The sequence below is a fragment of the Rhodosalinus halophilus genome, assembly GCF_003298775.1.
Lineage (GTDB): Bacteria > Pseudomonadota > Alphaproteobacteria > Rhodobacterales > Rhodobacteraceae > Rhodosalinus > Rhodosalinus halophilus.
On sequence record NZ_QNTQ01000018.1, the window covers coordinates 64948 to 78733 of the forward strand.

At 70.7% G+C, this 13786-nt stretch carries 13 protein-coding genes; 5 read left to right on the forward strand and 8 right to left on the reverse strand.

What is annotated here, in order from left to right; genetic code table 11:
* Positions 1–41 precede the first annotated feature (41 nt).
* Positions 42–2279, forward strand: a complete 2238-nt coding sequence (gene ptsP, locus DRV85_RS16245) for a phosphoenolpyruvate--protein phosphotransferase (protein WP_113290531.1) — start codon at positions 42–44, stop codon at positions 2277–2279.
* A gap of 11 nt (positions 2280–2290) precedes the next feature.
* Here ptsP and DRV85_RS16250 read toward each other — a convergent pair whose 3' ends face one another.
* The 6 genes from DRV85_RS16250 to DRV85_RS16275 form a co-directional block, all read right to left on the reverse strand.
* Positions 2291–2974 (reverse strand): ABC transporter ATP-binding protein, encoded by a 684-nt coding sequence (locus DRV85_RS16250; protein WP_113290532.1) that lies wholly within the window; start codon positions 2972–2974, stop codon positions 2291–2293.
* Positions 2967–4253, reverse strand: coding sequence for a lipoprotein-releasing ABC transporter permease subunit (locus DRV85_RS16255; protein ID WP_113290533.1), 1287 nt, complete (start codon positions 4251–4253; stop codon positions 2967–2969). Before DRV85_RS16255 ends, DRV85_RS16250 begins: the two co-directional genes overlap by 8 nt.
* Positions 4254–4370: 117 nt before the next feature.
* Positions 4371–4865, reverse strand: coding sequence for a lytic transglycosylase domain-containing protein (locus tag DRV85_RS16260; protein WP_113290534.1), 495 nt, complete (start codon positions 4863–4865; stop codon positions 4371–4373).
* Positions 4866–4968: 103 nt separating this feature from the next.
* Positions 4969–5754, reverse strand: a complete 786-nt coding sequence (locus DRV85_RS16265) for a crotonase/enoyl-CoA hydratase family protein (RefSeq protein ID WP_113290565.1) — start codon at positions 5752–5754, stop codon at positions 4969–4971.
* Between the two features lie 66 nt (positions 5755–5820).
* Positions 5821–6243 carry a hypothetical protein gene (locus DRV85_RS16270; RefSeq protein ID WP_199526026.1) on the reverse strand — a complete coding sequence of 141 codons (423 nt, stop codon included), beginning with the start codon at positions 6241–6243 and terminating at the stop codon, positions 5821–5823.
* Between the two features lie 55 nt (positions 6244–6298).
* A complete protein-coding gene (locus DRV85_RS16275; protein WP_113290535.1) occupies positions 6299–7054 on the reverse strand; it encodes an isopenicillin N synthase family dioxygenase in 756 nt (251 codons plus the stop codon).
* Positions 7055–7153: 99 nt separating this feature from the next.
* On the opposite strand from DRV85_RS16275, the gene tpiA reads away from it, so the two are divergent.
* Together tpiA and DRV85_RS16285 are read left to right on the forward strand one after the other, a co-directional pair.
* Entirely contained in the window at positions 7154–7909 is a 756-nt protein-coding gene (gene tpiA / locus DRV85_RS16280) for a triose-phosphate isomerase (RefSeq protein WP_113290536.1), read from the forward strand.
* Positions 7906–9606, forward strand: a complete 1701-nt coding sequence (locus DRV85_RS16285) for an ABC transporter permease (protein WP_113290537.1) — start codon at positions 7906–7908, stop codon at positions 9604–9606. The genes tpiA and DRV85_RS16285 overlap by 4 nt, the downstream gene beginning before the upstream one ends.
* A 238-nt stretch (positions 9607–9844) precedes the next feature.
* Here the strand turns inward: DRV85_RS16285 and DRV85_RS16290 are convergent, their stop codons facing one another.
* Positions 9845–10876: a Fe(3+) ABC transporter substrate-binding protein gene (locus tag DRV85_RS16290; RefSeq protein WP_113290538.1), complete on the reverse strand. Its 1032-nt coding sequence runs from the start codon at positions 10874–10876 to the stop codon at positions 9845–9847.
* Between the two features lie 147 nt (positions 10877–11023).
* On the opposite strand from DRV85_RS16290, the gene DRV85_RS16295 reads away from it, so the two are divergent.
* On the forward strand, positions 11024–12241 hold the full coding sequence (locus DRV85_RS16295) for a cytochrome P450 (protein ID WP_113290539.1): 1218 nt from the start codon (positions 11024–11026) through the stop codon (positions 12239–12241).
* On the opposite strand, the gene DRV85_RS16300 is transcribed toward DRV85_RS16295, so the two are convergent.
* Positions 12238–12738 (reverse strand): Lrp/AsnC family transcriptional regulator, encoded by a 501-nt coding sequence (locus DRV85_RS16300; RefSeq protein ID WP_113290540.1) that lies wholly within the window; start codon positions 12736–12738, stop codon positions 12238–12240. The two genes, DRV85_RS16295 and DRV85_RS16300, sit on opposite strands and share 4 nt — an antisense overlap.
* A gap of 205 nt (positions 12739–12943) precedes the next feature.
* Here DRV85_RS16300 and DRV85_RS16305 point away from each other — a divergent pair, with 205 nt between their 5' ends.
* Positions 12944–13756 carry a ferredoxin--NADP reductase gene (locus tag DRV85_RS16305; protein ID WP_113290541.1) on the forward strand — a complete coding sequence of 271 codons (813 nt, stop codon included), beginning with the start codon at positions 12944–12946 and terminating at the stop codon, positions 13754–13756.
* The last annotated feature ends 30 nt before the right edge of the window (positions 13757–13786 follow it).

The following is a 13786-nucleotide window of genomic DNA, read 5'->3' on the forward strand; positions in this document are numbered from 1 at the left end:
TGCCGGGGTTCTTTCTGGGCGAGGAGCGACGCGCGCAGGCCATGCCCGACAGGTCGGAGAGCGAAAGCCGCAAGCTGCTCGGCCGGCTCCGCGACGCGATGGCGAGCGCGGGGGCGGGACAGGAGCGCCTCGATCGTGTCACCACGCTGGTCGCCGAGTCGATGGGCACCGAGGTGTGCTCCATCTACCTTTTCCGCGACAAGGAAACGCTGGAGCTCTGCGCGACCGAGGGCCTGCGCCCGGAGGCGGTGCACCAGACCCGGATGCGGCTCGGCGAGGGCCTCGTGGGCCGCGTGGCGCGCACCGGCAGGGTGGTGAACACCGCAAACGCGCCGGCCGAGCGGGGCTTCCGTTACATGCCCGAGACCGGGGAAGAGGCCTATTCCAGCTTTCTCGGCGTGCCGATCCAGCGGCTGGGCGAGATGCTGGGCGTCCTTGTCGTGCAGTCGCGCGAGGCGCGCCAGTTCACCGCCGACGAGGTCTACGCCCTCGAGGTCGTCGCGATGGTGGTGGCCGAGATGGCAGAGCTCGGCGCCTTCGTCGGCGAGGGCGCAGCGCTCAGGGCGCCCCACCAGCAGCCGGCCACCATCCGCGCCACCGTGGGACAGGAGGGCGTGGCGATGGGCCACGTCTGGCTGCACGAGCCGCGGGTGGTCGTGACCCGCCCCATCGCCGACGACCCCGAGGCCGAACTGAAGCGTCTGCACGAGGCGGTGGAGCGGCTGCGCGTCGGCGTCGACCGGATGCTCGACGGCGCCGCGGACGGCGACCAGGAGCAGCTTCAGGTGCTCGAGGCCTACCGCATGTTCGCCAACTCGCGCGGCTGGCTGAGGCGCATGGAGGAAAGCATCGCCTCGGGCCTCTCGGCCGAGGCCGCGGTGGAGAAGGAGCAGTCGGCGGCGCGCGCCCGGCTCTCGCAGGTGACCGACGCCTATCTGCGCGACCGGCTGCATGACCTCGACGACCTCTCGCACCGCCTGCTGCGGCTGCTCACCGGCCAGGGCCAGGCCGTCGAGGCCGAGATGCCCGCCGACCCCATCCTGATCGCGCGCAACATCGGGCCTGCCGAGCTTCTGGACTACGGCCGGCGGCTCAAGGGCGTGGTGCTCGAGGAGGGCTCGGTCGGCAGCCACGCCGCGATCGTCGCCCGTGCCCTCGCCATCCCGCTGCTCGTGCAGGCGGACCGGATCGCGACCGAGGCGCTCAACGGCGACCCCGTCGCCGTGGATGGCGAACAGGGGGTGGTGCACCTGCGCCCGGACGAAAGCGTGGCGAGCGCCTTCCGCGACAAGATCGCGATGCAGGCCGAGGCGCAGAAGCGCTACGCCTCGATCCGCGACAAGCCGGCAGAGGCGCGTTGCGGCACGGTCGTCTCATTGCACATGAACGCGGGGCTGATGGCCGATCTGCCCTCGCTCGAAGGCTCGGGCGCCGAGGGCGTCGGCCTCTTCCGCACGGAGCTTCAGTTCCTCATCCGCAACCAGATGCCGCGCCGCTCGGAGCTTTCGGCGCTCTACGCGCGCATCATGAAGGCCGCGCAGGGCAAGCGGGTGGTCTTCCGCACGCTCGACATCGGCTCGGACAAGGTGCTGCCCTACATGAACGCGGTGGACGAGCCCAATCCCGCGCTCGGCTGGCGCGCGATCCGGGTCGGGCTCGACAAGCCGGGGGTGCTGCGCATGCAGCTTCAGGCGCTGGTGCGCGCCGCGGCCGGCGGGCCGCTGACGGTCATGTTCCCCTTCATCGCGCAATACGAGGAGTGGCGCGCCGCGCGCGCCGAGATGGACAAGGCGCTCGAGCGCGAGCGGATCCTGGGCCACCCCCTGCCCGCCTCGCTCGAGGTGGGCGCGATGCTGGAGACCCCGAGCCTCGCCTTCGCGTCGCGGCGTTTCTTCGAGGAGGTGGAGTTCCTGTCGATCGGGGGCAACGATCTCAAGCAGTTCTTCTTCGCCGCCGACCGCGAGAACGAGCTGGTGCGCCGGCGCTACGACACGCTCAACGTGAGCTTCCTGAGCTTCATCGAACAGATCGTGACGCGCTGCGCCGAGACGCAAACGCCGCTTTCCTTCTGCGGCGAGGACGCCGGCCGCCCGATCGAGGCGCTGTGCCTCGCGGCGATGGGGATCCGCACGCTGTCGATGCGGCCGGCCTCGATCGGGCCGGTGAAGCATCTCCTGCGCCGCTCGCATCTGGGCGAGGTGCGCGAGGTGATCGAGGAGGCCCGGGCGCGCGGCGATCAGTCGGTGCGCCCCGCGGTGATGGAGTATCTGCGCCGCTGAGGTCCGGGCACTCAGGCCGCGATCACGCGCCCCTCGTCGAGCCGGAGCTGCCGGTCCATGCGTGCGGCGAGCTCGAGATTGTGCGTGGCGATCAGCGCGGCGAGGCCGGTCTCGCGCACGAGCTGCATCAGCGCGCCGAAGACCCTGTCCGAGGTGGCCGGATCGAGATTGCCCGTGGGCTCGTCGGCCAGCAGCACGCGCGGCGCGTTGGCCAGCGCGCGGCAGAAGGCCACGCGCTGCTGCTCGCCGCCCGAAAGCGCGGCGGGACGATGCTCTGCCCGGTCGGCAACCCCCACGCTGGCCAGCAGATCCTGCGCCCGCGCCTCGGCCTCCGCCTTGGGCCGCCCCTCGGCGAGCTGCGGCAGCATGACATTCTCGAGCGCCGAGAACTCGGGCAGCAGGTGATGGAACTGATAGACGAAGCCCACATCGCGCCGGCGCACCCGCGTCCGCTCGCGGTCGCCCGCGCCGGTCATGTCGCGGCCGCCGATCCCGACGCGGCCCGCATCCGGCACGTCGAGCAGGCCCGCGATGTGCAGCAGCGTGGACTTGCCCGCGCCGGAGGGCGCCACCAGCGCCGTCACCTGGCCGCGTTCCAGCGCGAGCGTCGCGCCGCGCAGGACCTGGACCTCGTTCTCCCGGCCCGCGTTGTAGGTCTTCTCGATGCCTTCGAGCTCCAGCGCCGCCTCACTCATAGCGCAGCGCCTCGACCGGGTTCATCCGCGCCGCGCGCCGGGCCGGAAAGATCGTGACGACGAAGGAGAGCCCGAGCGACAGCGCCACCGCCGAGAGGACGTCCGCCGCCTCGAGCTTCGCCGGCAGGTAGTAGATGCCCCTGAGCGAGGGATCCCAGACCCCGCCGCCCGAGAGGTAGTTCACCGCGGCGAAGATCGGGTCGATGTAGATCGCGAAGAGCACGCCCAGGACGACACCGGCCGCCGTGCCGATCAGCCCCGTGAACGCCCCGCAGATGAAGAAGACGCGCAGCACCGCCCCCTCCGTGAGCCCCATCGTCCTGAGAATGCCGATGTCGCGGCCCTTGTTCTTGACCAGCATGATGAGGCCCGAGACGATGTTCATCGCCGCGATCAGCACGAGGATCGACAGGATCACGAACATCACGTTGTCCTCGACCTCGAGCGCCCGCAGGAAGGCGCCCGAACTGTCGCGCCAGGTCCAGAGCTGCACCGCGCCGCCCGCCGCCTGCCGGATCGCGGGGCCGTAGGCGTCGATCCGGTCGGGATCGCGGACCATCACCTCGATCTCGTCGGCCGCGCCCTCGCGGTTGAAATAGCTCTGCGCCTCCGCGAAGGGCATGTAGATGCGGGTGCGGTCGATGTCGTAGCGCCCGGCGGTGAAGATGTAGGTCACCTCGTAGGCCTTCACCCGCGGGCTCGTGCCGAAGGCGGTCTTGACCCCGTCGGGCGAGATCAGGCGGATGCGGTCGCCCGGCGCCAGGCCCAGTTCGCGCGCGATGCCCGAGCCGATGGCGACTCCCTCGCCGAAACGGGCGATGTCGCCCGCGCTCGCCTCGGGGTCGGCGATGCGCGGCAGGGTGGCGAGATCCTCGGCCGAGATGCCGTAGACCTCTGCGCCGGTGTTGCGGCGGTTGGCGGTCGCCATGACCTGCCCCCGCACCAGCGGCGCGGCCCGCGTGACGAAGGGCAGCTCGGCAAGGCGCGCAGACATCGCGCCATGGTCCTCGATCGCGCGGTCCACCACGCCGCGCTCGTTCTGCGCGGGCAGGGCATAGACCGTGACGTGGGCGTTCGCGCCCAGGATCGTGTCCACGAACTCCGCCCGGAAGCCGGACCGCACCGCGAGGGTGGCGATCAGCGCAAAGACCGCAAGCGTGATGCCGATCAGGCTGATCCAGGTCATCACCGAGACGCCGCCCTCGGCCCGCCGGGCACGCAGGTAGCGCCAGGCGATCATCCACTCGAAAGCGGCGAAGGGGGGCGGCGTGCGGGCCATGAACTCTCCCGTCGGGTCGGCGGGACAGTGGCCCGGAGGCCGGGGAGGGTCAAGCGGGATGCCGGCCTGCACAGGCCGCGCTCATCGGCCCGTGACCGGGCCTCTTCGCGGCCGTCGTCAGCGCAGCCCCGTCTCCTCCAGCAGGCCCAGGCGCTTGGCCTCGTAGTAGTAGCCGCGGGCATACCACATCACCGCGGCGTCCATGTCGCCGCCCGACACGAGCCAGGCGCCGCGCAGGTAGCGGCCGGCGTATTTCAGGTTCGTCTCGGCGTCGAGCAGGTCACGCGGCGGCCCCTGATGGCCCATGCTGCGCGCGGTGGCGGGCAGGATCTGCATCAGACCGTAATAGGGCCCCGCCCGGTTGAGCGCGTCCGCACGATAGTCGCTCTCGCGCTGGATCACCTTGTGAAAGAGCGCGCGCGGCACCTCGTAATGATCGGCCCATTTGTTGACGAGCCGGCGCAGCTCGGCCGTCTCGCCGGGATAAAGTGGCGCGCGCGGCGCGAAGGACATGGTGGCGACCTGCGCCTCGCTGCTTTCGCGCCCGAGACCGCAGCCCGCCAGGGGCACGAGGGCGAAGGCCAGCACCGCGCGGCGGCTGAGATGACGCATTGGGCGGCTCCCGACGATTTCCCGGACGAATCCTAGCCTTGCAGGGACGCCGCGGCAAACGCCGCGATGCGCAGGCCCCACCGCCGGCGAGCTTTCGCCCATCTCACTCGAAGCGCGGCGGGCGGCGCGCCAGGTTGGCGGCCACCGCCTCCATCTGATCCGCGCCGCCGATCAGCCCGGCCTGCTCGCGCGATTCCGCCATCAACACCTCGGCGGCCTCCACGCCGCTCTCGGCGACGGCGATCAGACGCTTGGCCGCGCGCACCGCGCTCGGGCTGCGGCCCGCGACCTCATGGGCGAGCGCCTGCGCCGCGGCCGCCGGATCCTCGGCCAGCTCGGTGACGAGGCCCAGCGCCAGCGCCTCGTCGCCGCCCACCGGCCGCGCCGTGTAGGTGAGCCGGCGCAGGACGTCGCTGCGCACAAGCCGCGGCAACAGCACCATGCCGCCCATGTCCGGCACCAGGCCCCATTTCATCTCCATCACGGCGAGCTCCGCGTCGGGGGCAGCGATCCGGATGTCGGCCCCCGCCGCGATCTGCAGCCCGGCGCCGTAGACCTGCCCGTGCAGTGCCGCGATCACCGGCACCGGCAGCCGGTGCCAGACCATCGCCGCCTGCTGCCAGCGGTTGGTGTCGCCGTGGGTGCGCGGCAGGACCATCTCGCGCGGATCGAGCCCGCCCATCGCCGCGAAGCTGGCGAAGTCGAGCCCGGCGCAGAAGGCCCGGCCCTCGCCGGCCAGCACGACGGCGCGCACGTCGTCACGATCCACCTCCGAGCCGGCCGCGATGATCGCCTCCAGCATCTCGGGGTCCACCGCGTTGAGCTTTTCGGGCCGCGCGAGCGTGACGCGCGCGACATGATCCGCGATCTCGACCGTGACGCGTGCCATGTGCATCCCCTTCCTCGTGACGACGGGCCCGGCCTCGTGACGACGGGCCCGGATCACCCGGCGCGACTATCCCCCAGCCGGCGCCGAAGGTCCATCGCGTCCGCCGCCCGAGAGAATCTGCTCGCGCGCGGCGCGAAACGGCGCGGTCATCTGCCAGCGCCGCAGAAGCTCCAGGTCGATCACGACATAGGCCACCCCGGCGCGCCGCGCCGCGGTCTCGATGCGATACTCGTAGACGCCTTCCTCTCCGTCGCTGTCGACCAGAACGATCATCGGCGCCTTGCCTGTCATCTCGGCCGCGAAGAGCGTCTGTTGGAGGGAATCGAGACTGCTGCGTCGGTCGAGCCCGATCTCGATCGCGCTGGTGGCGGTCACGCAGTCGGGCACCACATGGCTCTGCGCCGCGTGGATCGTCACCGGGATGCGCGGCTCGACATCGCCGCCGAAGAACAGCGTGCAGATGATGGGAATCAGGTCGGCCTCGCGCATGGCGCAGAGTCTAGCGCGCTCTCGGCCTTCGGCGTTAACCTTTCGTTAACGAAGGTTAACGCTGCGCCCGGTCGGACACAGGCCGCGTCTCGGCGCGGCCGGCGCGGTCACGCGCCGACCGGCCTTGCCCGGCGCACGCCCGCGTGCGACATCTCCACCCCATGACCGGACCCCGCTTCACGTCGGTGGCCAGCAGCGTGACGCAGCCGTAGTCGGTATGCGCCCCGATGCCGAAGTCGCGCGCGCCCGCCCCCTCCGGGCGCGGCGGGTAGTAGTTCGCGCGCAAGAGCGCCATCGGCCGCGTGAACTTGTCCGCGAAATACTCCGGATCCGCCCCCAACGCCTGCGCGATGGCACGCAACAGCCGCAGGCTGACGGCCAGCGCGTCGCGCTGGTAACGCTCGACCGTCGCGCGGAAGGCAGGGAGCCCCTCGGGCCAGAGGTTGTCGGCATAGACAGACAGGCCCCGCGCGCGCCAGGGATCGTCCGGCGGCAGTTCGTAGCCGCAGTCGAACACCTCCTTGTAGTCGGGGTTGGCGGCGGGATCGACGCGCTCGGAGCGCGGCGCGCCCCAGCCGCGGTTCGACCCGGTCCGCGCCATGTCGACCGCGCGCTTCTCGGCCTCCGGCCGCGTGAAGAAGTCGCGATAGGCGGCGATCAGCGCCTCCACCTGCGTTCGCGGAATCGCGGTGGCGTGCAGCACCAGAAAGCCCGCCTCCTCGACGCCGCGGCGCAACGCGGCGAGTTCGGAGGCGGCGCCGGCGTCGAGCGCGCGCGCGTCGAGACGGGGGATCGGCAGAGACTGCGTCATGGCACCGATGTAGCCGCCCCGGCCGCAGGCGCAAGCGGGGTTGACCTCCCCCGGCCTGGTCGAAGAATACCCGGGATCGTGACGCGGAAGGGATCCACCATGCGGCAGAGGCTGGCGGCCGGAAACTGGAAGATGAACGGCTCGCTCGCGGCGCTGGACGAGATCGACGCGCTCGCCGCTGCACATCCCGACCCGGGCTGCGAGGTGCTGATCTGCCCGCCGGCCACGCTGATCGCGCCGGCGGCGGCGCGGGCGCGGGGCACGCCGGTCGCCCTGGGCGGACAGGACTGCCATGCCGAACCCGCCGGCGCGCATACCGGCGACATCTCCGCAGGGATGCTCAAGGAGGCCGGCGCGAGCCATGTCATCCTCGGCCATTCGGAGCGCCGCGCGGGTCACGGCGAGACGAGCGAACTGGTCCGCGCCAAGGCGACCGCCGCGCAGGCGGCGGGTCTCGTCGCGATCGTCTGCGTGGGCGAGCAGCTCTCCGAGCGGGAGGCGGCGAATACGCTCGACATCATAGGCGGGCAGATGTCGGCCTCGATTCCCGACGGCTCGACCGGGCACAATCTCGTGCTCGCCTACGAACCCGTCTGGGCCATCGGAACCGGGCGCACGCCCAGCCCCGACCAGATCGGCGAGGTGCACGATTTCATGCGCGCCCGGCTCGAGCGGCGCTTCGGCGCGGGCGTGGGCCGCTCCGTGCGGCTGCTCTACGGCGGGTCGGTGAAGGGCGCCAACGCCGCCGAGATCTTCGCCGTCTCCAACGTGGACGGCGCGCTGGTGGGCGGGGCGAGCCTGACCGCGGCGGCGTTCGGCCCCATCGTCGCTGCGCTGGGGGCGGCCGCGCCATGAGCCGCGCGCGCGCGGACCTCGGCGCGCTGGGCCGGACGCTGCGCCTGGGTGCGCTGGCCGCCGCGGGCCTCTGCCTGCTGCCGATGGTGGCGGTGGCGGTGGCCGCCATGCTGGGCTCGCTCGATACGCTGCGCCATCTCGCCGACACGGTGCTCTGGCGCTACACCTTCACCACGCTCCAGCTCGTCATCCTGGTGGCGATCGGCACGGCCGCGATCGGCACCGGCGCGGCCTGGCTGGTGACCATGACGCGGTTTCCCGGCGTGCGCCTCTTCGAGGTGGCCCTCGCGCTGCCGCTCGCCTTTCCGGCCTACGTCATGGGCTACGCCTACACCGACCTGCTCGACCATCCGGGGGCGGTGCAGACGCTTCTGCGCGAGGTGACCGGCTGGGGCCCGCGCGAGTACTGGTTCCCCGAGGTGCGCTCCACCGGCGGCGCGGCGGTCATGCTGATCCTCGTGCTCTATCCTTACGTCTATCTGCTGGCGCGCGCGGCCTTCCTCCAGCAATCGGCGACCGCGAATCTGGCCGCGCGCGCGCTGGGCCAGGGGCCCTGGGGCGCCTTCTTCCGCGTCTCGCTGCCGATGGCCCGGCCCGCGATCGCGGGCGGCGTGCTGCTCGCCGTGATGGAGACGATCGCGGACTTCGGCACGGTGAGCTACTTCGGCGTGCAGACCTTCGCCACCGGCATCTACCAGAGCTGGTTCTCCATGGCCGACCGCGCGGCGGCAGCACAGCTCGCGCTCTGCCTTTTGGGCTTCGCGCTCTTCCTGGCCGTGCTCGAGCGCGTGACGCGCGGCGAGGCGCGGCACCACGGCGCGGGCCGCAGGCACGAGCGGCCCGCCGCCGTGCAGCTCGCGGGCTGGGGGAAATGGGCGGCCATGGCGCTCTGCGGCATTCCCGTGCTCTTCGGCTTCCTTCTTCCCGCAGGCCTGCTGCTCGAGATGGGCGTGGGCTCGGGCCAGGATCTGCTGTCCGAGCGCTACCTCGAGTTCCTGCGCAACTCGGTGATCCTCGCCGGAACGGCCGCCGGCGTGACCGTCGGCGCGGCGGTGCTGATCGGCGCCTTCCAGCGGCTGGAGCCCGGCCGGCTCTCCACCACCGCCTCGAGCCTCGCGCGCATCGGTTACGCCGTGCCCGGCGGCGTGATCGCGGTGGGGCTGCTGGTGCCCTTCGCCGCGCTCGACAACGCCATCGACGCCTTCATGGAGGCGCGCTTCGGCATCGACACGGGGCTGCTCTTCACCGGCTCGATCTGGCTGCTCGTGGCCGCCTACACGATCCGCTTCATGGCCGCCGCGCTCAACACCTATGACGGCGGACAGGCGAGCCTGCATCCACACATGGACGCGGTGGCGCGCACCCTGGGCGCCACCCCCGGCGGGCTGGTGCGGCGCGTCCACCTGCCGATCCTGCGCTCCTCGGTGCTGACCGCGCTGCTCATCGTCTTCGTGGACGTCATGAAGGAGCTGCCCGCCACGCTCATCATGCGGCCCTTCAACTTCGACACGCTCGCCGTGCAGGCCCACCGGCTCGCCGCCGACGAACGCCTCGCCGGCGCGGCGGTGCCCAGCCTCGTGATCGTGGCCGTCGGGCTATTGCCCGTGGCGCTCGTCTGCCGCTCGCTCGGCGCGCGCCGCGCTCTCCCACGCGCAACGCCGGCGCCGGCGGCGGAGCTTCCCGGTGCGGCGGAGTGACCGGGACCGCGGGGGGACCAAACGTCGCCGGCGCCGCCGTTCTTCTTCGCGCAGGGAAACAGCCCCGGGAGAGTCGCGCGCGCCACGCGCGCGACGGGGGCAGCGCCCCCTGCGCACGCAGTGCCAGAAGCTGCGCGCGCCGCAAGGCGCGCACCGCACGGCAGCCGCACGAGAAAGGGCGCGGCCCGCCTGCGGACCGCGCCCCCGAAGATCAGGCGTCGAAGCCTGTATCAGCCGATCACTTCCAGCCGACCTCGTTGAAGATGCGCTGGGCGGCCGGCACGTTCTCGGCGATCGCGGTCGCGTCGAGATCGTCGGGCTTGAAGAAGCCCAGTTCGGCCACCGAGGGCGAAAGCGCGACGCCGGGGACAGCCGGATACTCGTCGTTGCCGGCCGAGAAGTATTCCTGCGCGGACTCGGAGGTCAGGTATTCCAGGAATCGGATCGCGTTCTCGCGGTTCGGCGCGTGGGCCGCCACGCCGCCGCCCGAGAGGTTCATGTGCGCGCCGAAGCTGTCCTGGTTGGGGAAGACCCAGCCGATCATGTCGAGGCTGTCCGAGAGCCCGTCCACGTCGGTCCGGATCGCGCGGGCGAAGTAGTAGGTGTTCGACATGGCGATGTCGCACTCGCCCGAGACGATGCCGCGCAGCTGGTCGGTGTCGCCGCCCTGCGGGTCGCGGGCGAAGTTCTCGACCACCGCCGCGGCCCAGTCGCGCGCGGCCTCCTCTCCGAGGTGCTCGATCAGAGCGGCGAGGATCGTCTGCGAATAGACGTTGGTGCCGGAGCGGATGCAGATCATCCCCTCATACTGGTCGTCGGCCAGCGCCTGATAGGTCTGCGGCGGATTTTCGACCTCGTCCTTGTCGTAGAAAAGGATCCGCGAGCGCTGCGAGAAGCCGAACCACTCGTTATCCTCGTCCTGCAGGTAGTCGGGGATGCGCGTCTCGATCACCTCGGATTCGATCGGCTGCAGCAGACCCATGTCCTTCGCGCGCTCGAGGCGCGAGGTGTCCACGGTGAGCAGCACGTCGGCGGGCGAGTTCTCGCCCTCGGCCTCCATCCGTGCGAGCAGCTCGTCCGCGTTGCCCTCGATGCGGTTGATGGTGATGCCGGTCATCTCCTCGAAGTCCGAGTAGAGCCGCTCGTCGGTGTCGTAGTGGCGCGAGGAATAGAGGTTCAGCTCGCCTTGCGCGAAGAGCGCGGGCGCCGAGGTCATTGCGACCGCCAGCGCGGCGGCCCCTGTCAGCGCGGTGCGACGGAGGTTGGTCATGGGATACTCCCTGATCTGTTGCGCGTCGGTTTCCCGACCCAATCGCTCGGATAAAGCATCGCGCACTCAGGTCAAGGCTTTTCCGACCGGAAAGCTCGGCTTTCCGTCCCCCTTGCGGCGAAAGGCGAGGCGCGGCAGACCGGCGCCATGCAGCAGCTCGCCCAGTCTCCGACCGATCCCGCCTTCGTGCAGGATCCCTATCCGTTCTACGCGCGGGCGCGTGCGGCCGGCCCACTGGTCTGGTGGGAGGACTACGCGATGCCCGCGGCCTTCGATCACGCGACCGTGGGCGCGATCCTGCGCGACCGCCGCTTCGGCCGAGAGGTTCCGCCCGAGCGGGCCGAGACGCCGCCCGCCCATCTCGCGCCGTTCTACGCGGTCGAGGCGCATTCGATGCTGGAGCTCGAGCCGCCCCGTCACACGCGCCTGCGCGGGCTGGTGCTGCGCGCCTTCACCACCCGCCGCATCGCCGCCATGGCGCCGGAGATCGAGGCGCTCTGCCACGGGCTGATCGACGCCTTTCCCGACGGACCCTTCGACCTTCTGCCTGCCTACGCGCAGAAGGTGCCCGTGATCGTCATCGCGCGCCTGCTCGGCGTGCCCGAGACCATGGCCGATCAGCTTCTGGCCTGGTCGAACGCGATGGTCGCGATGTATCAGGCCCGCCGCGACCGCGCGGTCGAGGACGCGGCTGCCCGCGCCGCGGCCGACTTCGCGGCGTTCCTGCGCGCCTACGTCGAGGAGCGCCGGGAGCGGCCGGCCGATGATCTCATCACCCACCTCATCGCGGCCGAGGAAGAGGGCGAGAAGCTCACCACCGACGAGCTTGTCACCACCTGCATCCTGCTTCTGAACGCGGGTCACGAAGCCACCGTGCACACCCTGGGCAACGGGGTGAAGACCCTGCTGGAGGAGGGGGTCGGGCCCGAGCGGCTCGCCCCAGACCGCGCCGAGGCCACGGTCGAGGAGATCCTGCGCTTCGACCCGCCGCTGCATCTTTTCACGCGCTACGCCTACGCGCCGGTCGAGATCGCGGGCCATCGCTTCGAGCGCGGCGAACAGGTCGCGCTGATGCTGGCCGCCGCCAATCGCGATCCGGCGGTCTGGGACGCGCCCGAGCGCTTCGACGCCGACCGTGCGCCGCGCACGAATCTGGCCTTCGGCGCCGGGCTGCACTTCTGCGTGGGTGCGCCCCTCGCACGGCTGGAATTGCGCATCGCGCTCGCCGCCCTGTTCGACCGCTGTCCCGGCCTGCGCCTCGCCGAACGCCCGCGTTACGCCGACCTTTATCATTTTCACGGGCTCGAGGCGCTTTCGGTCGTCGCGGACCCGCGCGCCGGCCCGGCGAACGCGGCGCGCCGCTAGACCGGCAGAGCGGTCGTCGCCTTGATCTCTTCCATCGAGAGAAGGGCGGTGACGTTGTGCACCTTCACCTGCGAAATCAGCGCCTGGTAGAAGGCGTCGTAGGCGCGCGCGTTCTTCACCCTGACCTTGAGGATGTAGTCGATGTCCCCGGCGAGGCGGTGCGCCTCCTGCACCTCGGGGCGTTCCCGCACCGCTTCGAGGAAATCGGCCTGCCAGGCGGCCTCGTGCTCCGAGGTTCTCACCAGCACGAAGAAGCAGGCCTCGAAGCCCAGCGCCTCGGCGTCGAGAATGACGGTCTGCTTTCCGACGATGCCGGCATCGCGCATCTTGCGGATGCGGTTCCAGACCGGCGTCTTGGACGAGCCGACGGCGCGCGCGATCTCTTCCAGCGACTGGCCGGCGTCGCGCTGAAGCTCGCGCAGGATCCGCCGGTCGACGTCATCCAGACGGACCAGCGACTGCGCCGTTTCCGGTTTTCGGGAAGGCGACTCGACCATGAAAGCATTTGACCCTGTTCGTTCCACTTGACGATACTATAGCGGGAAAATGAAGGAAATCTTTCTGCATGGGCAGATGCGCTGCGTGGCATCCGGCCGCTGCGGGCCGCTGCACCCTCTTTTCGTGACATGGATCAAAGTTTAGCTAGAGACTAGGGCATATCGCAGACGCGACCCGGAACACAGCCTCGCAGAGAGCAGATTCGTGACCCAGACCGCGACACAGACCGACTCGACCCGCGCGCCCGCGCTGCCCGACGCCGCCACCGTCACGGAGGTGCGGCACTGGACCGACCGGCTCTTCTCGTTCAAGGTCGAGCGGCCGCGTTCGCTGCGGTTCCGGTCGGGCGAGTTCGTGATGATCGGGCTGCTGGGCGACAACGGCAAACCGCTGCTGCGCGCCTATTCCATCGCCTCGCCGTCCTGGGCGGACGAGCTCGAGTTCTATTCGATCAAGGTGCAGGACGGCCCCCTCACCTCGCGGCTTCAGCACATCCAGCCCGGCGATCAGATCATCCTGCGCCCCAAGCCCGTGGGCACGCTCGTGCACGACGCGCTGCTGCCCGGCAAACGCATCTGGTTCTTCGCGACCGGCACCGGGATCGCGCCCTTCGCCTCACTCATCCGCGACCCGCAGACCTACGAGGACTACGAGCAGGTCTATCTTACCCATACCTGCCGGGACGTGGCCGAGCTCGACTACGGCCGCGAACTGGTCGAGAGCCTGAAGGACGACCCGCTGATCGGCGAGATGGTGGGCGACAAGCTGACCTACTACCCGACCACCACGCGGGAAGAGAGCCCCAGGATGGGCCGCGTCACGACGCTGATCGAGAACGGCACGCTCTTCTCCGAGCTCGGGATCGCGGATTTCGGCCCCGCGACGGATCGTGCGATGGTCTGCGGCTCGCTCGCCTTCAACATGGACATGAAGGCGATTCTCGAGGGCGCCGGCCTGCGCGAGGGCGCCAATTCGGAGCCTGCCGAATACGTGGTCGAGAAGGCCTTCGTCGGCTGAGACGCAGGTCTTCGCAGATCCACCCGGCGC